This window comes from Labrys monachus, assembly GCF_030814655.1.
Lineage (GTDB): Bacteria > Pseudomonadota > Alphaproteobacteria > Rhizobiales > Labraceae > Labrys > Labrys monacha.
On record NZ_JAUSVK010000001.1, the window covers coordinates 3,845,314 to 3,864,789 of the forward strand.

Consider the following 19,476-nt stretch of genomic DNA (forward strand, 5'->3'; position numbering starts at 1 on the left):
GGACGGCCGGGACGGGTTGAGTCCGGGCGGTCGAGAGAGAGCGCTGCCGGGCTTGTCCCTTCCGCTCTCCCGAGGTTCCTCCCATGAACATTCTGTCTCCCGTGGCCCTTCCGGCCGCGCCCGTCACCCGTGCGCCCCCGATCCTCGCCGTCGCGCACCAGCTTGTCGATCATCTCGAACGCGGCCAGCGCATCGACGCCGCGATCCTCCGTGCAGCGATGGAAGCAACCTTCGGCGCATCCGACACCAGCGGCGCCTGGGACTGGAAGGCGGCCTATGAGGCATGCGAGGTCGCGACAATCCTCTTCCTGCGCAAATACGGAAAGGCGCTTTTCCGCAAGGCCGCATCTCCGGCTGCTCGACATTCCGCTCTTGCGAAGATCGCCGGCCTCCTGCCGACGCATACGCGGCGCTCGGAAGAATCGCAGGCGCTCCAGCAATTCTCGACGCCGGCGCCGCTCGGCCTCGCCGCCGTGGCGGCCGCCGCCATTGCTGCTGGCGACATCGTGCTGGAGCCGTCGGCCGGCACCGGCCTGCTCGCCATCCTGGCCGAGATATCCGGCGGAACGCTCCTCATCAACGAGCTGGCCGAGACTCGCGCCGACCTACTAGCTGCGCTGTTTCCGGCCGTTGCCGTCACGCGCTTCGACGCCGCCCAGATCGACGATCATCTCGCGCCGGGCGCCACCCCGTCAGTGGTGCTGATGAACCCGCCATTCTCCGTCATGGCAAACGTCTCCGGCCGCGTGGCCGACGCCGCCTATCGCCATGTCGCTTCAGCACTGGCCCGGCTCGCCGATGGCGGGCGGCTGGTGGCGATCACCGGCGCCAACTTCAGCCCCGACCACCCGGCTTGGGCAGCGGCCTTCGTCCGGCTTCAGGAGCGTGGCCGCGTCGTCTTCACCGCGGCCGTGGACGGCTCGGTCTACGCCAAGCACGGCACGACCATCGACACGCGGCTGACGGTCATCGACAAGCTGCCGGCCGACGATCGGGCGGCGTTTCCCCCTTCGCCCGGCATCGCGCCCGACATCGAAACGCTGCTCGGCTGGATCGAGACGCAGGTTCCGCCGCGTCCGACTACCACCCTCCCGCCAGTGACAACGTCGGCGTCTACCGCGACGCCCCGCACCGTTCGCGGATACCTCTCGCGTACCGCTGCTATACGTCCCGCCACGCCAGCGTCTATCGAGCCCGAAGGCGTCGAACTTGCCTATGAGACCCTGGACTGGACGCCCGCCGAAGACGGCCGGATCACCGACGCGATTTATGAAGAATACGGATTGCAGGCGATCCGTATTCCCTGTGCGCAGGCCCATCCCACCAAACTGGTCCAATCTGTGGCGATGGCCTCGGTCGCGCCGCCCAAGCCGAGCTACCGGCCCCGGCTGACCGCCAACATCGTCACCGACGGGCTTCTCTCGGATGCCCAGCTCGAAACCATCATCTACGCCGGTGAGGCGCACTCCGACTTCCTCGCGGGATCATGGACGCTCGATGAGACCTTTGACGTCGTCTCGGCCGCGCCAGACGATGCACCGAACGCCGTGCGCTTCCGCAGGGGCTTCATGCTTGGCGACGGCACCGGCGCCGGCAAGGGGCGCCAGTCAGCGGGTATCATCCTAGACAACTGGATGCAGGGTCGCCGCAAGGCGGTGTGGATCTCCAAATCCGACAAGCTGCTGGAGGACGCGCAGCGCGACTGGTCGGCGCTCGGCATGGAGCGCCTGCTGGTCACGCCGCTGTCGCGCTTCCCGCAGGGCAAGGACATCACGCTCTCGGAAGCCGTCCTATTCACCACCTACGCCACGCTACGGTCCGACGACCGCGGTGAGAAGCTTTCCCGCGTCAAGCAGATCGTCGAATGGTTGGGCTCCGATTTCGATGGAGTGATCATCTTCGACGAGAGCCACGCCATGCAGAACGCCGCAGGCGGCAAGGGGGAGCGCGGCGACGTCGCCGCCTCGCAGCAGGGCCGTGCGGGCCTTCGGCTCCAGCACGCCCTGCCGAACGCGCGCGTCGTCTATGTCTCGGCGACCGGCGCGACCACCGTCCACAATCTCGCCTACGCCCAGCGCCTCGGTCTCTGGGGTGGCGAGGATTTCCCGTTCTCGACCCGCGCCGAGTTCGTCGAAGCGATCGAGGATGGCGGCGTGGCCGCGATGGAAGTTTTGGCCCGCGATCTGCGCTCGCTCGGCCTCTATACCGCCCGGTCGCTCTCCTATGATGGCGTCGAGTACGAGTTGCTCGAACACCGGCTTAAACCAGAGCAGACCCGCATCTATGACGCCTATGCCGGGGCCTTCGCTGTCATCCATAACAATCTCGACGCGGCGATGCAGGCCGCCAACATCACTGGTGACGGCGGCACGTTGAACCGGCAGGCCAAGTCCGCGGCCCGCTCAGCCTTCGAGAGCGCCAAGCAGCGGTTCTTCGGCCATCTGCTGACCTCGATGAAGACGCCGACCCTGATCCGCTCGATCGAGCAGGACCTGCTCGACGGCCATGCCGCCGTGATCCAGATCGTGTCGACCGGCGAAGCCCTGATGGAGCGCCGTCTCGCGGAGATCCCCACCGAGGAATGGAATGACGTCCGGGTGGACATCACCCCGCGCGAGTACGTTCTGGATTATCTCGCCCATTCCTTCCCGGTGCAGCTCTATGAGCCGTTCACCGACAGCGCGGGCAATCTCTCGTCGCGGCCGGTGTTTCGCGATGGCCAGCCGGTCGAGAGCCGCGATGCCGTTGCCCGACGTGACCGTTTGATCGAGAGGCTCGCTTCGCTGCCGCCAGTCCCCGGCGCGCTCGATCAGATCGTCCAGCGCTTCGGCACGGATGTCGTGGCCGAGGTGACGGGACGTTCGCGGCGCATCGTCCGCAAGTCGGGTGCCGACTCAATGACCAGCCCCGGCGGCATCGACCGCCTCGCCGTGGAGAACCGCGCCGCCTCGGCCAATCTGGCCGAAACGCAAGCCTTCATGGACGACCAGAAGCGCATTCTGATCTTCTCCGACGCCGGCGGCACCGGGCGCAGCTATCACGCCGATCTGTCGGCGCGGAACCAGCGGCTGCGCGTCCACTATCTACTGGAGCCGGGCTGGAAGGCCGACGCCGCCATCCAGGGCCTGGGTCGCACCAATCGGACCAACCAGGCGCAGCCGCCGCTGTTCCGTCCGATCTCGACGGACGTGAAGGCCGAGAAGCGCTTCCTCTCGACGATCGCCCGCCGCCTCGACACGCTGGGCGCGATCACGCGCGGCCAGCGCCAGACCGGCGGCCAGGGGCTGTTCCGGCCCGAGGACAATCTCGAAAGCCACTATGCTCGCGACGCGCTGCGGCAGCTCTATCTGTTGCTGGTGCGCGGCAAGGTCGATGGGTGCTCACTCCAGATGTTCGAGGACGCCACCGGCCTGTCACTGACGGATTCCACCGGCATCAAAGATGAATTGCCGCCCATCACGACCTTCCTCAACCGCCTGCTGGCCCTGACCATCGAACTCCAAGGCGTACTGTTCACGGCGTTCGAGCGGCTGCTGAACGCCAAAATCGAGGGCGCCATCGCCTCCGGCAGCTATGACGTCGGGCTGGAGACACTCCAGGCCGAGAGCTTCATCGTCACCGATCGCCGAACCATCCACGTTCATCCTGGCACCGGGGCGGAGGCTCGGCTGCTGACCATCACCCAGCGCCAGCGCAACCGTCCCGTGACGCTGGCCGAGGCGTTCGAGCATCTCAATGACCCGGGCGCGAGGCTGCTGATCAACGAGCGCTCGGGCCGTGCCGCAGTGCAGATCCCGACCACCAGCATCATGCTGGACGATGGCGAGATCGAACGGCGGGTCCGGCTGATCCGGCCGATGGAGGCGCACAACATCCCGATCAAGATGATGGGCGAGACCCATTGGGTGCAGGCGGAGCGGATCGCCTTCACTGCGGCATGGAATGCCGAAGCGGCCGAGGTGCCGGAGTATGCCGATAGCACCATCCATGTCGTCAGTGGGCTCTTGCTGCCGATCTGGAAGCGGCTGCCGAACGAGTCGACGCGGGTTTATCGACTCCAGACCGATGACGGTGAGCGCATCGTCGGCCGCCGCGTCTCCCCGGCATGGGTGGCTGGCGCGCTCGCGACCGGCATGTCGGCCCTGACGCCCGACGACGCCTTCATGGCGCTGATGGACGGCAAGACCATCCTCGATCTTGCCGAGGGTCTTCAGCTTCGCCGCGTCCGGGTCATGGGCGCCAACCGCATCGAACTGTCGGGCTTCACCGACGCCATGCGCGATCGCCTGCGCGCCTACGGCCTGTTCCACGAGATCATCTCGTGGAAGCTGCGGATGTTCGTGCCGACCGATGCGACCGGCGCTCCTATCCTGGCCAAGGTGCTGGAGCGCTACCCGGTCGAGCGCATCGGCGAACGGGAGGCAGCGTGATGGCACGGCAGGACGCCTCCGAACTGGCGATCCGTCTCGGCCGACAGGCCGAGGCGGTGTGCCGTCATTATCTCTCGGCCGGGCATCGCGAAGGCCGCTATTGGCTGGTCGGCGATGTCCGCAACACGCCGGGCCGCTCGATGTTCGTGCGGCTGAAGAGCGGCGAGGTCGGCAAGGGCGCCGCCGGAAAATGGACCGACGCCGCCACCGGCGAGCATGGCGATCTCCTCGACCTCATCCGCGAGAGGTGCGGCCTGGTCGACTTCAAGGACGTCGCCGATGAGGCTCGAACCTTTTTGTCGATGACGCATCCCGAACCGGACCGTCCGCATAGTGGCGAGCGTAAATCACCGGCGCCAATCGGATCACCGGAAGCGTCACGCCGGCTCTTCGCCATGGCGCAGCCGATTTCGGGCACGCTCGTAAAGACGTATCTGCGGACACGCGGCATTACGGATTTGCACGGAACCGGAAGCCTGCGCTTCCACCCTCGCTGCTATTACCGACCTGACGAGCACTCTCCGAGCGAGACCTGGCCGGCGATGATCGCATCGGTCACCGATCTCGCCGGACATCAGACCGGCGCGCACCGCACCTGGCTCGCTCCCGACGGCTCGGACAAGGCCCCGATCGACACGCCGAGACGGGCGATGGGCGACCTCCTGGGGCATGCCGTTCGCTTCGGCGTGGCTGGCGAAGTGATGGCGGCCGGCGAAGGCATCGAGACGATGTTGTCGCTCAGAATGGCTTTGCCCAACATGCCGATGGCGGCGGCGCTCTCGGCGGCACATCTCTCGGCCATCCTGTTCCCCGACAGCTTGCGCCGGCTTTACATCGCCCGCGACAACGATCCGGCCGGCGACGGTGCGATGACGACGTTGATCGAACGGGCGAACGCCGCCGGGATCGAGGCGGTGGTGGTGTCGCCAAGACTGGGCGACTTCAACGAGGATCTCCGGCTGGCGGGACTGGACAGCCTCCGGGCAACGGCCCGGGTGCAGATCGCGCCCCAGGACGTCGCACGCTTCATGGCGCTGGCGGCATAGGCCGCAAGGAGAAGGCTGGCGGCGGGAGCGCCGTCGTCGGCATCGCTCGGATGATCCCCAGGTCGGAGAGAACCGCGCCCCGGCCTTCGAGAGGGCGATCGGCCAGCAAACGGGCCGGACCAGCAATGTCTGCGGCGGACTATTTTCCGGCGCGGCCGAGAGCCGCTTTCCATCGCGAAACAAAATAGCGCGCCTTCGCCATCCTCCGCTGTGCTCCGGCCCTCCGCTTCGCTGCGGATGCAGGTCCGGCCCGCCCGCCGGCTTTCGTCGCCATGAAGGCCGCGAGGGTCGCGGTCGACCGACGGAGCATCCCATGAGCGAGCACGACGACTACGAACCGCACCACGCCTCTTCCCCCACCGACCATGTCCTCAGCGAACTCCAGCTTTACGGCTACCGTCCCTTCACGGATGAACCCGATCCCCGGCCGCTTCCGGAGGGCGACCATGTCGCCGGCGCCATCGCCGATATCTTCGACGCCCTGATCGTCACCCTGGAAGACACCCGCCTCGAGCCCGACCTCGACGATCTCCTCTGGTCGACCGTTAACGTCTTCCACCGGGCCACCGACCGGATCGAGCGCGAGCTGGACGACAACGAGCAGGCGCAGCGTCGCGGCCAGCGCGAACAGGACGGCAGCGAAGTGAAAGCTGTCGAGCTGGAGCGCCTGACCGCTGAAGGGCAGACCATGATCGAGCGCCGCAACGCCTTCGAGCTGATGCGCGACCAGGCCGCCGAACACTATGAGCGCCACACCGGATCGAACTGGCGTCCGCGCAGCGGATCGATGGTCAACCATCGCAACCTCACCTCGGCGATGATCGACAGCCGGGACTTCCTCGCCGCCAAGAAGCGCGCCGACAATCAGGTGCTGCTGCCCGCCGGTCCGAAGATCGCCTTTACCGGCGGGCTCGACTTCAACGATCACCACCTGATCTGGACCAAGCTCGATCAGGTCCACGCAAAACATCCCGACATGGTGCTGCTGCACGGCAAGTCGCCGAAGGGCGCCGAGAAGATCGCGGCGAAATGGGCCGACGCCCGCACGGTGCCGCAGGTCGGTTTCGCTCCCGACTGGACGAAACACGCCAAGGCCGCGCCATTCAAGCGCAACGATCAGATGCTCGACGTCCTGCCGATCGGGGTCATCGTCTTCCCCGGCACCGGCATCCAGGACAACCTCGCCGACAAGGCAAGGAAGCTCGGCATCCCGCTGTTCGATTTCCGCCCGAAGAGAGGTGGCGCGTAAGCGCCGCCTCTCACAGCATCTCGGGTCGGAACAGCGATCTGCGGCTGATGATCTTGCCGGACACCACGAACACGCCATCGCCGGTGTAGTGCAGCGTCTCGGGATGCTTTGGCGATGCGGCCACATGCGCCTTCACCACCTCGAAGATGAAGAAATTATACTTCTCGACCAGTGCGTCGTTGTGAAGGCGGCATTCGAAGCTGGCATGGCATTCGCCGATCAACGGCGCATCGACCTTGCTCGCGTCTTCCGCCGTGAGATTGAATTTAGCGAACTTGTCGATTTCGCCCCCCGACGTGTTGCCGATCCCGACCACGGTATCGGTCAGCGATGTCGTCGGTAGGTTGATCACGCACTCCCGGCTCTCGCGGATCATCCGGTGGCTGTGATTGCCGCCGGAGATCATTAGGCCGACCAGAGACGGCGAAAACTCCAGGATCGTGTGCCAGCCGAGCGTCATGATGTTCGTCGCGCCCTGCCACTTCGACGACACCAGCACGATCGGGCCGGGCTCCAGATAGCGCCGCACCTGGCTCACCGGGAAATCGCTCTTCTTAGGCAGCTTCGGCATGGGCATCCTCTTCGGCTGTTGCGCTTCGCATGACCATACCCGGCCATGTCGGCAGCATCACGACCGACAGCATCGCGGCGATGCTTTGGCGCGAAAGCACTGAGTGGGCGTTTCCATCATGGCCCCGGTCATGGCGGAAAACCATCTCCCGCTTCCAATGCGCTAATCCTTGGTCCAGCCGCTGGCCTGACGCCATCAACCCGTAAAGGGTCGGACTACGCAAAGCGTGCCGCCGCTCCGGCTTTGCCTGCGCGGTGATTGCGGCCATCGGCCGGACACATCGGGCGCCTGTCGCGCGGGAGATGGTCTCCCGCCTCCAAGACAGGAGCCGGTCACATGTCCCTCAATCAAGCTCACGCCTACGCCTTCAGCCTCGCCACCACCCTCATGGTCTCAATCGTCATCTTCCAGGCCGGCGACGGCACCATGGGCGTCATGCCGGCCGGCGAATATGACGGCGAAGCCGCCACCATCGTTCACGAGGTCGATCCCTTCGCCCGCTGACCGCGGGCGAGGTGTCACGCCCGCAAGCGGAAATCCCTCGGGATTTCCGCTCCCGTCCTGCCTTCTCTTCGGCTATACTATGAAAGCGCCGTGGTGGTGGTGGAGGCGCAACCGTCAGACCTTTTTCTCGCGGAGAACACCACCATGATCTTTCTTGGCATCCTCTCCAGCATCGCGGCGATCGGCGTTCTCTGCTGGCTGCTGTTCACACTGGCTGTCTTCGCGCTGCCGTTCTTTGCGGGAGTCAGCGCCGGGACATGGGCCTTCCAAACCGGTGCCGGCTGGCTCGGGGCGATCCTCGTCGGCCTCGCCGCCGCCGCGCTGACGCTCGGCCTCGGGCAATTCCTGCTCGCCTTCGTCCGGCCAATCTGGATACGGCTCGCGATCGCACTCGCCTTCGTCGCGCCCGCTGCGCTCGCCGGCTACCACGCGACGCATGGCATCGTGAAACACACCATGCCCTCCGACACCTGGCAGATTATCTTCTCCGTCATCGGCGCGATCGCCGTTGGCGTCACGGCGCTGGTCCGGGTGACAGCAATGGCCGCGCCCGGGCCAACCGGGCAGAACGTCGCGCGCGCCTGACATCTCTGCGGGCGGCGGCAGGACAGCGGGTTGATGTCTTATCTGTCGCGCTCCCCTCGTCAGGGTCGTTGGCAATCGCGTTGATCGGATCGACGGCTAGCCCAACTGACGCGCCATGCCCTCGGTGACGGTGCTGGAGGCAATGTTTTGACGGCGCTCTCGACGATGCAAGTGCCGAGAGGGCGATCTCGCGGGCGGCGGGTAGGAGACGGCGGCACATAGCGTCAGGCAGATCATGTTGAACCGCTGTGTCGAGCGTTGTGGCGGTCATATCGGTCTGGGGTGGTCGCCACGTTCTCCTGTGATGCATCTCTGTCAGTTCGAGCGCTCCAAAACGGCCTCTTCAATGGGCTGATCTGGCCGAAGGTCGGCTGCGCCTCGATCGCCTATGCCGCAACAGCGGCGTCGAAACTTTCTTCCCCTGCCGGCTGCGCCGACATTCCTCGCGCGCCAAGAAAGCCCCTCCTTTGCTGTCAGGCCCCTGCGGGGTGCGCCGTCAATCGCCTCCGGCCCGTCGATCGCCATCGAGGCCGCAATGGTGCGGGCTCGGAACAGAGTTCAAGGAGAACTATCATGGCGACCATCGGCACCTTCAAGAAGACCGGCAACAACGAGTTCACCGGCGAAATCGTCACCCTCAGCGTCCAGACCAAGAACGTCCGCATCGTCCCCGAGGCCCGCGCCACTGGCGAGAACGCCCCCAGCCACCGCGTGTTCGTCGGCCGCGCCGAGATCGGCGCCGCCTGGTCCAAGACCTCCAACGAGGGCCGCGCCTACCTGGGCCTGAAGCTCGACGATCCCAGCTTCAACGCCCCGATTTACGCCAACCTCTTCGACGACGAGGAAGGCGAAGGCTTCAGCCTCATCTGGTCCCGCCCCAACGGCCGCCGCAACGGCGAGTAAGGCCAGCGCGACGCCCCGCCCGGACAATCCGGGCGGGGCCAATCGCCTGCGCGAACCGAATCAGTTCGCGGCAGTGCGATCAAAACCCGGCACCAACAAGCCGGAACCGCTGGCCTTAGGCCGCGAGAACGACTATTATAGCCGTAGTTCTAGCGTGCGAGTAGGTCCAAGTGGGAGGTGATCATGCATGATCACCGCCCGACAATCGCGGGCCGCACGCGCGTTGCTGGGTTGGACACAGGAGACGCTCGCTGACAAGGCCCGGGTATCACTGACCGCTTTGAAGCGTCTCGAATCCGACAGCGGACTTGAGGTGTATGAATCGACTCGCGATCAGGTCCGGCGCGCCTTCGAGGCCAGCGGCATCGTCCTGCTCAACTCCGGCCAAAGCGTGGGGGTGATGCTGGTCAATGGGAAGAATGAAGCCTGACTTCACGGGGCGCAGCGGCATCGCTCAGTCTTCCTTCATCTGCCCCCCGCGACGACGGGACAGCCAAATCATCGTTAACAATCCCCTTCAAAATGGATACATCTATGAACGGGGATCAATGTGACCAAACACGACTTCCTGGACCAACCGCCAAGCGGGGCAGCGCTCACCGCCTATGACCAGGCGCATCTAAAGCTGTACCTGCGTTTGCTTGATGCGGACGCTGACGGCGCCGATTGGCATGAGGTGGTCGAAGTCGTGTTCGGTCTCAACGCTACCGCCGAACCCCAACGTGCCTTCCAAGTGTACGCCGCCCACCTCGCTCGCGCGAAATGGATGACCGAGAACGGCTTTTGCGAGCTTCTTGGTCCTCGTCTGCACTGAGGTGATGCAGAACCTGCATCACCTTGGTCCGACTTCGTTCTTCCCACGCAATACCCAACTTGGGAATGTGACCGCTGCTTGACTCGCGTTGCGTCACAATTGCGCGGAGGCGTTGGAGGATGTCCGAAGATGAAAGTTGGCGGTCGGAGACCGCCTATGACTATATCGACAATCTAAATCCGGGTGACCTTGCTTGGGAATTCCTGCGCCGAAATCCTGACTACCGGAAAGCCTATCAGGATCTTGTGTTCAGCGGCCGGCTTTCACTCGAAACGGCGGAAGAATTTGCGAACCTATGGGGGTTGCGATTTCGGCGCAGACCCGCTCATCGCAGCTCACACCCAGCCGATTTTCTGGACCCCTCAAATCGATCCCGCAGCAATATTATTCGCCGCAGGTCCGCGTCCTGAAGGCTTCTCCATCACAGCCGAGGAGCTCCGGCTCCGCGCCATATTCCAACACGACGCTGCGCTTCTGAGGCTCGACATTCTCGGCGAGCAGTATGATGTTACGCTCTTCGACCCCGACGACGAGAACCCGCTTGCGGCGTTCGTCATGTTCGATGACCTCACACCGGATCGACAGCGCGCGCTGACCCGGTTCTGGAGCGCCATCAAGGGCAAGCGCGTCCCGAACGACCCCCGAATGACGCCGCAGCGCCGCGAGCGCGCGCGACAGATGCTGCGCGCGGTCGACGGACGTCGTGCCGGAGCAACGTATCGATCGATCGGGGAGGCTCTGTTCCCTGGCCATAAAATCGACTCCGCCTCCTGGGCCGGTGACGCGCTCCGCGAAATCACCATCCGCCTAGCGCGCGACGGCTTAAAACTTGTCGGCGGCGGCTACCGCTCCCTCCTGCGCCGACCCCGCCGTTCATAGCTCGCCATCGATCGCCTGAGGCGTGTCGAAATTAGATTCCTATCTTCGACATCGTCCGACCCACCGCCTTCACGCCACCGTGCTCTCGAACCGCCGCCTGACGGCAGCGGCCCCCGATGAGACCACGGAGGCTCGACAATGGCCGAAACTACCGCCGGCATCCCGCCACGCTACCTGCGCACGCAGGAAGCCGCTCGCTTCCTCGGACTGTCCGAGCGCACGCTTGAGAAGCACCGCACCTACGGCACCGGCCCGGCCTACCGGAAGCTCGGCGGCCGAGTCGTCTACGCCATCGACGATCTCCAGACCTGGGCCGATCGCGGCCTCGTCAGCTCGACTTCCGATCCGCGCGGCACCGTGCTCCCCGCCAAGAGGCAGGAGCCCTCGGATCGCCGCTTCGCCGGCCGCCAGCCGCGCTGAGACGACCTGCCATGTCGTCACGTCACACACACGACGAGCGTGCGCAGCTCGATCTGTTCCGGGCACTGCCCGGCGATCTCGCGCCGCGCGATGCGCAGGACCTCATGGCCTATCCGTTCTTCTCGCTTGCCAAGTCGAAGCGCCTGGCGCCGATCGATTTCAAGGCAGGCTCGGTGAAAATCCGTGTCGAAGCCGTGCCCGAACACGGCATGGCGACGATCTGGGACGCGGATGTTCTGATCTGGGCGGCCTCGCAAATTGTCGAAGCCCGTGACGTCGGCCTGCGCCCGTCACGGCTGATGGCGACCACGCCCTATGAGATCCTGAACTTCATCGGACGCGGCGTGTCGCTGCGCGACTACGACCGGCTGAAGGCCGCGCTCGACCGACTTCAATCCACCACGATCGCGACATCAATCCGCCAGCCGACCGAGCGGCGGATGCACCGCTTCTCCTGGATCAACGAGTGGAAGGAGCGTGCCGATCACCGCGGCCGGCCACTCGGGCTCGAACTGATCGTCCCCGACTGGTTCTACGGCGCGGTCCTCGACGATGCCTTGGTCCTCACCATCGATCGCAACTACTTCGGGCTCACGGGCGGACTGGAGCGCTGGCTGTACCGCCTCGTGCGCAAGCACGGCGGCAAGCAGGAGTTCGGCTGGAGCTTCGACTTTCCGCATCTCCACGCAAAGTCCGGCAGCCTCTCGCCGCTGAAGCATTTCGCCTACGACCTGCGCGACATCGTGCGCCGCCAGCCGCTGCCCGGCTACCGCCTGACCATCGAGCAATGCGTCGGCGGTCCCGAAATCCTGTCCTTCGTACCAACCGATCCCGACGCGCTCGGCGTTCCGCGCCGACGCCGCCGCTCGACAACTCGCCCTGGGGATAAGCTGTGAATCATCTCGTGCTATCAGGGACCGGCACTATCGTGCCATCGGGGACCGGACTCTCGTGCTATCGGGGACCGGAATCGTCGATTCATCGCGCTGAATCAGCAGCTTGCGAGCCCCGTAACTTATCTAACCTAGATTCCTACGGAATCTTTCTAACGGAAGCCCGCTTTTCGACCGCTGTGGACGAGTCCCCGATCGCCGGGAGACCGTCATGATCGTCGCGTTCCTCTGTCGGTTTCCCCAAAAACGTGGACGGGGGCCGATAAATGATTAAACGGCTCCTTAAATCGTGGACTGGTGTCCCTTTAATCGTTGAACGGAACTTTGCCCTCATCGCTGGGCGAGATTTCCCTTTAATCGTGGAATCGCGCATCGTCGCGGCTCCATCGACGAGGGGCGCTGACGCGACGCCGGACCCAGGGACCATGCTTGCGCAGCAAGCGGGACGCGACCTCCAGGCTGACTTCCAGCCCGAAGCGACGGAAGATCTCGTTCCTGACGCGGTTCGAGCGCCAGTGCGGCTGGTTGGTCGGTGCCTCGGCGATCCATTGTGCGATCTCGACGGCCTGAGCCTGGTTGAGGGCACCGCGCTGACGATCGAGCGCGGACTCAAGACCGGCTTTCGCGCCCCGCTTCAGCCAGATGTAGAGGGTGCGTGGAATGATTCCGGCAGCCTCGGCCGCCAGTTCGACGGGCATCCCGTCACGCACATCGGCGAGCGCCATCAGGCGGGCCCGACGATGCGGAAAGCGGTCGATCGCAGCGCGGGCGCGCAATTCATCTCCGCTCTCGGGCAGGTTCTCGATCCAGTCGCGCCACCATGCCCGGTCATCGGGATGCTTCTGGTCCGGCCAGATCGCCAGCAGGAGATCGAGCAACACCTGTCGGGTCGCACCATCGAGATGCTGCCAGCGATCAAGCTGCCGGCGTGGTCGCGGTCCCTGCACGATGGCGATGGTCGTTCTCACCCGGTCGGGCCAGCCGTCCAGTATCCACGCAAGGATCAGCAAGCCTTCGTAGCTACCGGCTGGCTCCGGGCCGAGCGTGCCGGGGCCGAAGTCCCGTTCGATCCGTTCGAACAGCCGACGACGCGTAACGGGTCGGGTCTCGATCCAGATCGCGCCCAGCAGCACGTCGAACAATGCGATGGCTTCGGGCCACGCAAGCCGTTCTCTATCCGGCATGACGAAGGTGCCGCTGTCATGCGCGGCGCGGAGTTGCCGATGCAGGGCGACGGCGGCCGGATGGGCCTCGCGCGCCGCCATTGCGGTGAGACGGAAGCCACAGTGCGTGCAACGGTCGGGCGCAAAATAGTCCTGCGAGGACAAAGCTGGCAGCTTCAGCCTGTGTCCGCATTCCGGACAAGCCCCGACCAGCACTTCGGAATGGTCGGGGCAGATCATGGTCCATCCGGTGGCCCAGTCTCGGCGGACATAGGGCACCGGATCATCCATCAAGCAATGCGGACATACGGCAATGCGCCGTTTACGGCGGCTCGTCGCCCCCTGTGCCCGGAAGCGCAGCCCTGCGAAGCGGTCGCGTGGATCGTCCGTCTCTTCGTCTCCCGGCCACAACGTCAGTTCGGTCAGCACCATCGCATCGACGCCGGTTGCTTGCGCCAGATGCTCCAGCAGCGCCGGAGGAGGCCTACGCCACCAGTCGCCGCGACCGGCCAGTTCGATGTCGGCACGGCGCAGGAGCAGATCCTCGGGCGAGACCCCGAAGGGCTCGGCATAACGCAGCAGCCACGATGCCAGTGCTTCATCCCGCAGCGGCACGGTCACGCCCGGCAGCTTCGGTCGCTGCACGATGGCCAGCTCCCCGGCGGGCGGGTCGAACAACTCGACCTCGAACAAATCCTTCTCAGACCACGGCATGACGACGCTCGGAGGGCGCTATGAACCCCAACTCATCCAGCATGTCGGGCAGGATGCATTCCTTGCCCGTGACGACGGCGGCCACCGCCGCGCGCGTCACGATAGACACGACTTCACCAAGGATGCCCTCGGAGATCGAGAGTAACCGCTGCGCCATCGGTGGTGCCGACAGGTTCGAGGCTTCCTTCAACGGCATCGAAGCTTCGAGCGTGTTGAGCAGGCGTGTGAACTCGGCCCCACCTTCCCAAGGGGGCAGGCCGAACGGCGTGAAGCGGTTGGCAAGCTGGTCGTCACTCTGGATCGCCCGCAATCCTTCGGCCGTGCCGACCGCGACCAGCGGGATTTGCAGCTCGTTGCCGAGCCAGCGCAACAGGTTCAGGAACCGCCGCTGCTGGTCGCGCGACCCGCACAGCATGTTGTGGACCTCATCGATGACGAGCATCCGTACGCCTGTCGCCCGCAGCATGCGCACCGCCGTATCCTGCTTGGTCGACAGCCTGTCGTTCAACCGGTCCGGCGCGCCGAGCGCTTCGAGGATCGCCGAGAAGAAGCGCCGCTCATCCGGAGCCGGCGGCATCTGCACTTTCAGCACCGGCACCCGGATTGCGCCGTCGCGGGCGCTTTCCTCCGATCCCGGCAGGTGGCTGCGCCGGAACTTCTCGACGATCATCGTCTTGCCGTTGTTGCTCGGCCCGACCAGCAGCAGGTTCGGCATTCGCGTCCGCTTCGGGAAGGACAGCAGATCCTCAAGTGCCGACAAGGCGGCTTCCGCCCGTGCGTAACCGAGCCAACGATCCGTCCGGATACGCCGTATGCGCGCCTCGTCAGGCGCATCGGCCAGCGCCTGCATCGCGGGCAGCAGATGGGAATAGGTCTTCTCCGTCACAGCCATTCCTCCACGTTGGTGAACAGCCGCTCGTTCTCGGGCAGCGGTTCGAACGCCCGGGGATCGGGTCTGTCAGGTTTTGCCACCGCTGGTTTCACAGCGTTGGCCTTGGCGGCTTGCAGCCGGCGCTCACGCTGCCGCCGTATGGTTTTGGTTTCAATGACCGCCCGTTCGGCAATACTGCGCATCCGGTCGATCGCCGCGAAGATAGCGTCCTCGTCCACCTGGGCGCGGCCGTCCTCACGCAGACGTTTCAGGGCAAGACGATGCTCCCACAGGCTGACCGGCGGTCGCCTGAGATCGGCGTAGTTCAGGTCGTAATAGCGCCCGTCGGGTGCCCAGAGGTAAATCCGGCTGAGATCGCGCGGATCGTAGCGCACGACCATCTTCTCCCGCTCGCCGATCAGCGTGCGCAGCACGTCCGACCAATAGGCGATCGAATGCAGGAATACGCCCTGGCGACGTATCAGCCGCCGTTCCATCGGCAGAAAGTCGATCAGGAACTTGCGGGCATCGAAGACCTGTCGCGTGTTGCCGCGCCCAGGCCGTTCCTCGTTCCCTTCCAACCCACGCTGCCAGGCCACGAGCGGCGTCGCGCCAATGCCGCGATGCAGGTCGCAATGATAGACGCCGGTGATGGCATGAGCGAGCCATCGCTCCACTTCGTCGAGCGTCATCGCCGCGCTCTTCGACGGATCGAGATCACCCTTCACCCGCACGTCGGAGAAGGTCGTGCCTGGCAGAAGATGGACCTTGCCCATCATCGTGCCGATCAGCCGCTCGATATGGCCGCCATAGTGCGGGGTGCGCACCGGCCGGTAGTCGATGTCGATGCCATGTTCATGGCATCCCTGCTTCAGCGCGATCGAACGGAACTCCTTGGCATTGTCGAGGTGCAGACGCTCGGGAATACCGCTGACCGGCCAGTCGCCCTCGACGTCGCGCACCCGCATCCATGCATCCTTCGGCAAGGCGGCATGGGTGATGCACAAGGCGACGCTGACCGCCGAGGGCGGGTCGAGCGAGAGATGGAAGCCCGCGACGCAGCGGGAATGCACATCGATCGCCAGCGTCAGCCACGGCCGCTGGATCGGCTCGCGCGTGCGGCTGTCGACAACGATTACGTCGACCAGCGTGTGATCGATCTGCACCAGCGACAGCGGCCATGGTGCCTCGAGCGAACCGACCGCCGGCGCGTAACGATCCCGCGCGGCCTTGCGGCCATGGCGTTTGCGATGCACGTCCGCAGCCGGTCGCATGCGCAGTCTCAGATCGATCGCCTTACGGCTCGGTGGCGTAAAACCGAGCATCCGGCAGCGCTTGCGCACTTCCAGGACGACATCGCTGATGCGCTGTTTCTGGCGCGTCAGGAACAGTTGATCGATGACCGCTGCAACGATCTCCTCGACCTCGGCGGAGAGGACAAGTTGGCCCTCACGTCGTCCGCGCCGCTCGGGCAACAGGCTGGTCAGCCGTGGATCGGCCTCGTAACGCGCCAGCAGTCGATAGACGAGCGTCAGGCTGATACCCAGTTCGTCCGCAGCCGCCTGTGCCATGCCGCGCGATCGGCGCTCGGTTTCTGCAAGCGGCTTGAGAACTTCGAGCCGTCGCCGCGCTTTCTCCCACTCTTCCAGGCCAATTCCGGACAGATCGGGCGCGGACGACGGCTGGGTCATGACACCCTCAACCGGGTGTCGAACCCGACAGCGAGTTGCGGATCGAAGACAAGATCGCCGCGCGCCATCAGCCGCCAAACAACGCCCAGCGCCATCACGCGGTCGCACGGCATCGCCGTCACCGTCTCGCGCAGCGTGGCGGCACCCATTCGCCTGACAACGGTCTTGGCAGCCTCCGCCAACTCCGCATCCAGTGGCGCCGTGCGCAGCGGCAGCAGCCTGCGCGCATTGTCCAGCCGGGGAACGCGGATTGCCGATTCAGTGACGATCCGGAAGCTGCCGCCATCCTTATGCACAGTGGTTCGGGCAGCAACAAATCCCGGTCGCAACGCGGACCAGTTCGCGCGCAGATCAGCCCGATATTTGATCTCGACGAGTTCGTATCGCCCGTCGCTCCAGGTCACGCCGAAGTCCGGCGTGTACCGACGCGCTCCCACCGGAGTCTCAAACCGGATCGTCGTCGGCTGTGCCACGATAACCGCACCGGGATCATCGAAGGCCGCAAGCAACGCGAAGTCTCGTTCGAGCGCGCTCTCGTGTTCGACGAGGCCGGTCTCGAAACTTCCGAACCCTGTGACATGCGAACGGCGACTGAGCGGGATGCGTCTCATCGCTCCCTCCGACTCATCTGAGTGTCACACGAACGTACACCCAGATGTAGCGGTCAGTCCACGATTTAGGGACAAAATCTATGATTCAAGGGAAATCAGCCAATGGCCAAGAGTCCAGAAAGACTCAGCATTCCTTACCGATCAGATTCGGATTCAAGGAAAAACGACATCCTCAACCAGAAGGGTGGCGTCGGCAAGACGACGCTCGCCCTCCATCTCGCCGGCGAATGGGCTCGGCATGGGCAGCGCGTCACGCTGATCGACGCCGACCCACAAGGCTCGGCCCTAGACTGGTCACAGCAGCGCAGCCGGGAGGGGCTGGAGCGGCTGTTCGGTGTTGTCGGCCTGGCACGCGACACGCTCCACCGCGAAGCGCCGGAGCTGGCGCGCGGCGTCGATCATGTCGTCATCGACGGACCGCCGCGCGTCGCCGCTCTGATGCGCTCGGCGCTGCTGGCAGCCGATCTTGTGCTGATCCCGGTACAGCCGTCGCCGCTCGACGGCTGGGCGTCTGCCGAGATGCTGACGCTGCTCGGCGAGGCGCGGATTTACCGGCCAGATCTCAAGGCGCGATTCGTGCTGAACCGTTGTGCGGCGCGCACGGTGCTCGCCAGAGAGACCGCCGAGACGCTCGCCGATCACGATCCCCCGCCGCTCCTGACCACGATCGGTCAGCGCATCGCCTTCGCCGATGTCGTACAGACCGGGCGGCTCGCGGCCGAGCAGGACGACTCATCGCCCGCCGCGCGGGAGATCGCCGCGCTCGCCGCCGAAGTCACGGGGATCGGGGCATGAGCGAGCAATCCTCGAAACGCCGCTTCGCGTCCCGGCCGGCCGATCCGGAAAGCTGGATCAAGGCGCCGGACCGTCCATCGCCGCGCGCGGACCTCGCCGCCGAATTCACCGCCAGGCTGACGATCGACGTCACCGCCGACATGCGCGGGCGGATCAAGATCGCTGCCTTCCAGCGCGGACAGACGGTCGCCGACATGCTGCGCGCCCTATTTGAGCGCGAATTCCCCACCGATGAAGGAGAGCCACGATGATCGGTGTCGCTGACACGCCGCTGCGCAGCGGCTTGCCGCGCGCGCTCGCGGCCGATGCCCTGACCCATGTCGAGCTGACATGGATCGAGAAGAAGGTCGAATTCTGGATCAGGTTCGGTCGCGAGGCCGCCGAACAGATTCTCGACCGCCGACGGCGCGTGGTGTCGTTCGCGCCGGACAGCGTGTTCGCCTTCGTTCGCTGGACCTCTAATGACTACGGCACCGCACTTTCGCGGCTCGACATTGTGCGCGCCGTCGGTGCCGGCGAACGCCGCCAGACCCTGCCATTTGTGCGGCCCGGCGGCGACATCCTGTTGCGCGCCGATGGCTGGCCGAAGGTCGAGCGCGTGCTCCAGTTCATCGATGCCATCGAGGCGCGTGGCATCGATGCGATGGACGTTTCGCCCGATCACTGGCGACACGTTCACAACCGTCTGGCGGTCGGTGAAGCACCGCGCGCCTACGACGCGCTGCAGCATCGCGCCTTCCTCCTGCGCCGGAGGATCATGCCATGAGCCGCTTTGGATACGTCATGACGACGTACTTGGCGGTGATGCTGATGGGCATCCTCTCGATCGTGTCCTTTGCGCCGAAGCTGATCTGGAATGCCTCCGCCAGCACGCCGATCGGTCTGTACGCAATCAATGCGCCTGGACGGCTCGGTGTCACCGATCTAGTCGCGGTCCGCGCGCCAGAGCCCCTCGCGACCTTCCTCTCGGACGGCGGATATCTGCCACGCGGCGTGCCCCTCATGAAGCACGTTGCCGCGCTTCCCGGACAGCGCATTTGCCGGAACGGAACCGCGATCACCGTCGACGGCATCGCCATGGGGGATGCTCTCGACCACGACCGTCGCGGGCGACCGTTGCCCACCTGGCAGGGCTGCCGCGTCGTCGCGGACGGCGAACTCTTCCTGATGAACTGGCGGGTCCGCGACAGCCTCGACGGCCGTTATTTCGGCCCGCTCCCCATCAGCTCGGTCATCGGCCGGGCCACCCCTCTCTACACCGACGAGGACGGCGACGGCCGCTTCGTCTGGCGCGCGCCGACGCGGTGACCGCGCGCCCATGACCTTGTCCACCGCAT

The 19,476-nt window shown here is 65.2% G+C and carries 22 protein-coding genes; 16 read left to right on the forward strand and 6 right to left on the reverse strand.

Annotation, left to right across the window (positions count from 1 at the left end; all coding sequences use genetic code 11):
- The first annotated feature begins 83 nt into the window (after positions 1-83).
- The 3 genes from J3R73_RS17485 (at position 84) to J3R73_RS17495 (ending at position 6,725) form a co-directional block, all read left to right on the forward strand.
- Positions 84-4,430, forward strand: coding sequence for a strawberry notch family protein (locus tag J3R73_RS17485; RefSeq protein ID WP_307429463.1), 4,347 nt, complete (start codon positions 84-86; stop codon positions 4,428-4,430).
- Positions 4,430-5,476, forward strand: coding sequence for a DUF7146 domain-containing protein (locus J3R73_RS17490; RefSeq protein WP_307429466.1), 1,047 nt, complete (start codon positions 4,430-4,432; stop codon positions 5,474-5,476). Before J3R73_RS17485 ends, J3R73_RS17490 begins: the two co-directional genes overlap by 1 nt.
- A 313-nt stretch (positions 5,477-5,789) precedes the next feature.
- A complete protein-coding gene (locus J3R73_RS17495) occupies positions 5,790-6,725 on the forward strand; it encodes a DUF2493 domain-containing protein (protein ID WP_307429469.1) in 936 nt (311 codons plus the stop codon).
- A gap of 10 nt (positions 6,726-6,735) precedes the next feature.
- Here the strand turns inward: J3R73_RS17495 and J3R73_RS17500 are convergent, their stop codons facing one another.
- Together J3R73_RS17500 and J3R73_RS17505 are read right to left on the reverse strand one after the other, a co-directional pair.
- Complete coding sequence (locus J3R73_RS17500; protein WP_307429472.1) at positions 6,736-7,296, reverse strand: flavin reductase family protein; 561 nt, start codon at positions 7,294-7,296, stop codon at positions 6,736-6,738.
- Entirely contained in the window at positions 7,280-7,564 is a 285-nt protein-coding gene (locus J3R73_RS17505) for a hypothetical protein (protein WP_307429475.1), read from the reverse strand. Before J3R73_RS17505 ends, J3R73_RS17500 begins: the two co-directional genes overlap by 17 nt.
- Before the next feature lie 68 nt (positions 7,565-7,632).
- Between J3R73_RS17505 and J3R73_RS17510 the strand changes: the two genes are divergently transcribed.
- The 9 genes from J3R73_RS17510 (at position 7,633) to J3R73_RS17545 (ending at position 12,297) form a co-directional block, all read left to right on the forward strand.
- Positions 7,633-7,800 carry a hypothetical protein gene (locus tag J3R73_RS17510; protein ID WP_307429478.1) on the forward strand — a complete coding sequence of 56 codons (168 nt, stop codon included), beginning with the start codon at positions 7,633-7,635 and terminating at the stop codon, positions 7,798-7,800.
- A gap of 144 nt (positions 7,801-7,944) precedes the next feature.
- Positions 7,945-8,385 (forward strand): hypothetical protein, encoded by a 441-nt coding sequence (locus J3R73_RS17515; protein WP_307437446.1) that lies wholly within the window; start codon positions 7,945-7,947, stop codon positions 8,383-8,385.
- A 573-nt stretch (positions 8,386-8,958) separates the two neighbouring features.
- Entirely contained in the window at positions 8,959-9,288 is a 330-nt protein-coding gene (locus J3R73_RS17520) for a DUF736 domain-containing protein (RefSeq protein WP_209047146.1), read from the forward strand.
- 187 nt (positions 9,289-9,475) lie between these two features.
- Positions 9,476-9,718, forward strand: a complete 243-nt coding sequence (locus J3R73_RS17525) for a helix-turn-helix domain-containing protein (protein ID WP_307429481.1) — start codon at positions 9,476-9,478, stop codon at positions 9,716-9,718.
- A gap of 120 nt (positions 9,719-9,838) precedes the next feature.
- On the forward strand, positions 9,839-10,102 hold the full coding sequence (locus J3R73_RS17530) for a DNA -binding domain-containing protein (protein WP_307429484.1): 264 nt from the start codon (positions 9,839-9,841) through the stop codon (positions 10,100-10,102).
- A gap of 119 nt (positions 10,103-10,221) precedes the next feature.
- Positions 10,222-10,512 carry a transcriptional regulator domain-containing protein gene (locus J3R73_RS31555; protein WP_370879946.1) on the forward strand — a complete coding sequence of 97 codons (291 nt, stop codon included), beginning with the start codon at positions 10,222-10,224 and terminating at the stop codon, positions 10,510-10,512.
- Between the two features lie 10 nt (positions 10,513-10,522).
- Positions 10,523-10,981 (forward strand): DUF2285 domain-containing protein, encoded by a 459-nt coding sequence (locus tag J3R73_RS17535; RefSeq protein WP_370880096.1) that lies wholly within the window; start codon positions 10,523-10,525, stop codon positions 10,979-10,981.
- A 138-nt stretch (positions 10,982-11,119) separates the two neighbouring features.
- Positions 11,120-11,401, forward strand: coding sequence for a helix-turn-helix transcriptional regulator (locus tag J3R73_RS17540; RefSeq protein WP_243979105.1), 282 nt, complete (start codon positions 11,120-11,122; stop codon positions 11,399-11,401).
- Between the two features lie 11 nt (positions 11,402-11,412).
- Entirely contained in the window at positions 11,413-12,297 is an 885-nt protein-coding gene (locus J3R73_RS17545; protein WP_307429494.1) for a replication initiator protein A, read from the forward strand.
- 350 nt (positions 12,298-12,647) lie between these two features.
- Here J3R73_RS17545 and J3R73_RS17550 read toward each other — a convergent pair whose 3' ends face one another.
- Genes J3R73_RS17550 through J3R73_RS17565 form a run of 4 tightly spaced genes read right to left on the reverse strand, consistent with a single transcriptional unit; the run spans position 12,648 to position 17,344 of the window.
- The gene (locus J3R73_RS17550; protein ID WP_307428911.1) at positions 12,648-14,171 is read right to left on the reverse strand and encodes a TniQ family protein; all 1,524 of its coding nucleotides are present in this window, start codon (positions 14,169-14,171) and stop codon (positions 12,648-12,650) included.
- Positions 14,158-15,057, reverse strand: coding sequence for a TniB family NTP-binding protein (locus J3R73_RS17555; RefSeq protein ID WP_307428907.1), 900 nt, complete (start codon positions 15,055-15,057; stop codon positions 14,158-14,160). The genes J3R73_RS17550 and J3R73_RS17555 overlap by 14 nt, the downstream gene beginning before the upstream one ends.
- Positions 15,054-16,733, reverse strand: a complete 1,680-nt coding sequence (locus J3R73_RS17560; protein WP_307428903.1) for a TnsB C-terminal domain-containing protein — start codon at positions 16,731-16,733, stop codon at positions 15,054-15,056. The genes J3R73_RS17555 and J3R73_RS17560 overlap by 4 nt, the downstream gene beginning before the upstream one ends.
- Positions 16,730-17,344, reverse strand: coding sequence for a TnsA endonuclease N-terminal domain-containing protein (locus J3R73_RS17565; protein WP_307428900.1), 615 nt, complete (start codon positions 17,342-17,344; stop codon positions 16,730-16,732). The genes J3R73_RS17560 and J3R73_RS17565 overlap by 4 nt, the downstream gene beginning before the upstream one ends.
- 102 nt (positions 17,345-17,446) lie before the next feature.
- On the opposite strand from J3R73_RS17565, the gene parA reads away from it, so the two are divergent.
- Genes parA through J3R73_RS17585 form a run of 4 tightly spaced genes read left to right on the forward strand, consistent with a single transcriptional unit; the run spans position 17,447 to position 19,447 of the window.
- Positions 17,447-18,139, forward strand: a complete 693-nt coding sequence (gene parA, locus J3R73_RS17570; RefSeq protein ID WP_307429497.1) for a ParA family partition ATPase — start codon at positions 17,447-17,449, stop codon at positions 18,137-18,139.
- Positions 18,136-18,390 carry a hypothetical protein gene (locus J3R73_RS17575; RefSeq protein WP_307429500.1) on the forward strand — a complete coding sequence of 85 codons (255 nt, stop codon included), beginning with the start codon at positions 18,136-18,138 and terminating at the stop codon, positions 18,388-18,390. Before parA ends, J3R73_RS17575 begins: the two co-directional genes overlap by 4 nt.
- Positions 18,387-18,905 carry a DUF2840 domain-containing protein gene (locus J3R73_RS17580; protein ID WP_307429502.1) on the forward strand — a complete coding sequence of 173 codons (519 nt, stop codon included), beginning with the start codon at positions 18,387-18,389 and terminating at the stop codon, positions 18,903-18,905. The genes J3R73_RS17575 and J3R73_RS17580 overlap by 4 nt, the downstream gene beginning before the upstream one ends.
- Positions 18,902-19,447: a S26 family signal peptidase gene (locus tag J3R73_RS17585; RefSeq protein ID WP_307429505.1), complete on the forward strand. Its 546-nt coding sequence runs from the start codon at positions 18,902-18,904 to the stop codon at positions 19,445-19,447. The genes J3R73_RS17580 and J3R73_RS17585 overlap by 4 nt, the downstream gene beginning before the upstream one ends.
- The last annotated feature ends 29 nt before the right edge of the window (positions 19,448-19,476 follow it).

Coding starts and splice junctions, on each gene's coding strand:
- J3R73_RS17485 (WP_307429463.1), top strand. CDS start 84: ATGAACATTCTGTCTCCCGTGGCCCTTCCGGCCGCGCCCGTCACCCGT.
- J3R73_RS17490 (WP_307429466.1), top strand. CDS start 4,430: ATGGCACGGCAGGACGCCTCCGAACTGGCGATCCGTCTCGGCCGACAG.
- J3R73_RS17495 (WP_307429469.1), top strand. CDS start 5,790: ATGAGCGAGCACGACGACTACGAACCGCACCACGCCTCTTCCCCCACC.
- J3R73_RS17500 (WP_307429472.1), bottom strand. CDS start 7,296: ATGCCGAAGCTGCCTAAGAAGAGCGATTTCCCGGTGAGCCAGGTGCGG.
- J3R73_RS17505 (WP_307429475.1), bottom strand. CDS start 7,564: ATGGCCGCAATCACCGCGCAGGCAAAGCCGGAGCGGCGGCACGCTTTG.
- J3R73_RS17510 (WP_307429478.1), top strand. CDS start 7,633: ATGTCCCTCAATCAAGCTCACGCCTACGCCTTCAGCCTCGCCACCACC.
- J3R73_RS17515 (WP_307437446.1), top strand. CDS start 7,945: ATGATCTTTCTTGGCATCCTCTCCAGCATCGCGGCGATCGGCGTTCTC.
- J3R73_RS17520 (WP_209047146.1), top strand. CDS start 8,959: ATGGCGACCATCGGCACCTTCAAGAAGACCGGCAACAACGAGTTCACC.
- J3R73_RS17525 (WP_307429481.1), top strand. CDS start 9,476: ATGATCACCGCCCGACAATCGCGGGCCGCACGCGCGTTGCTGGGTTGG.
- J3R73_RS31555 (WP_370879946.1), top strand. CDS start 10,222: ATGTCCGAAGATGAAAGTTGGCGGTCGGAGACCGCCTATGACTATATC.
- J3R73_RS17540 (WP_243979105.1), top strand. CDS start 11,120: ATGGCCGAAACTACCGCCGGCATCCCGCCACGCTACCTGCGCACGCAG.
- J3R73_RS17545 (WP_307429494.1), top strand. CDS start 11,413: ATGTCGTCACGTCACACACACGACGAGCGTGCGCAGCTCGATCTGTTC.
- J3R73_RS17550 (WP_307428911.1), bottom strand. CDS start 14,171: ATGCCGTGGTCTGAGAAGGATTTGTTCGAGGTCGAGTTGTTCGACCCG.
- J3R73_RS17560 (WP_307428903.1), bottom strand. CDS start 16,733: ATGACCCAGCCGTCGTCCGCGCCCGATCTGTCCGGAATTGGCCTGGAA.
- J3R73_RS17565 (WP_307428900.1), bottom strand. CDS start 17,344: ATGAGACGCATCCCGCTCAGTCGCCGTTCGCATGTCACAGGGTTCGGA.
- parA (WP_307429497.1), top strand. CDS start 17,447: ATGGCCAAGAGTCCAGAAAGACTCAGCATTCCTTACCGATCAGATTCG.
- J3R73_RS17575 (WP_307429500.1), top strand. CDS start 18,136: ATGAGCGAGCAATCCTCGAAACGCCGCTTCGCGTCCCGGCCGGCCGAT.
- J3R73_RS17580 (WP_307429502.1), top strand. CDS start 18,387: ATGATCGGTGTCGCTGACACGCCGCTGCGCAGCGGCTTGCCGCGCGCG.
- J3R73_RS17585 (WP_307429505.1), top strand. CDS start 18,902: ATGAGCCGCTTTGGATACGTCATGACGACGTACTTGGCGGTGATGCTG.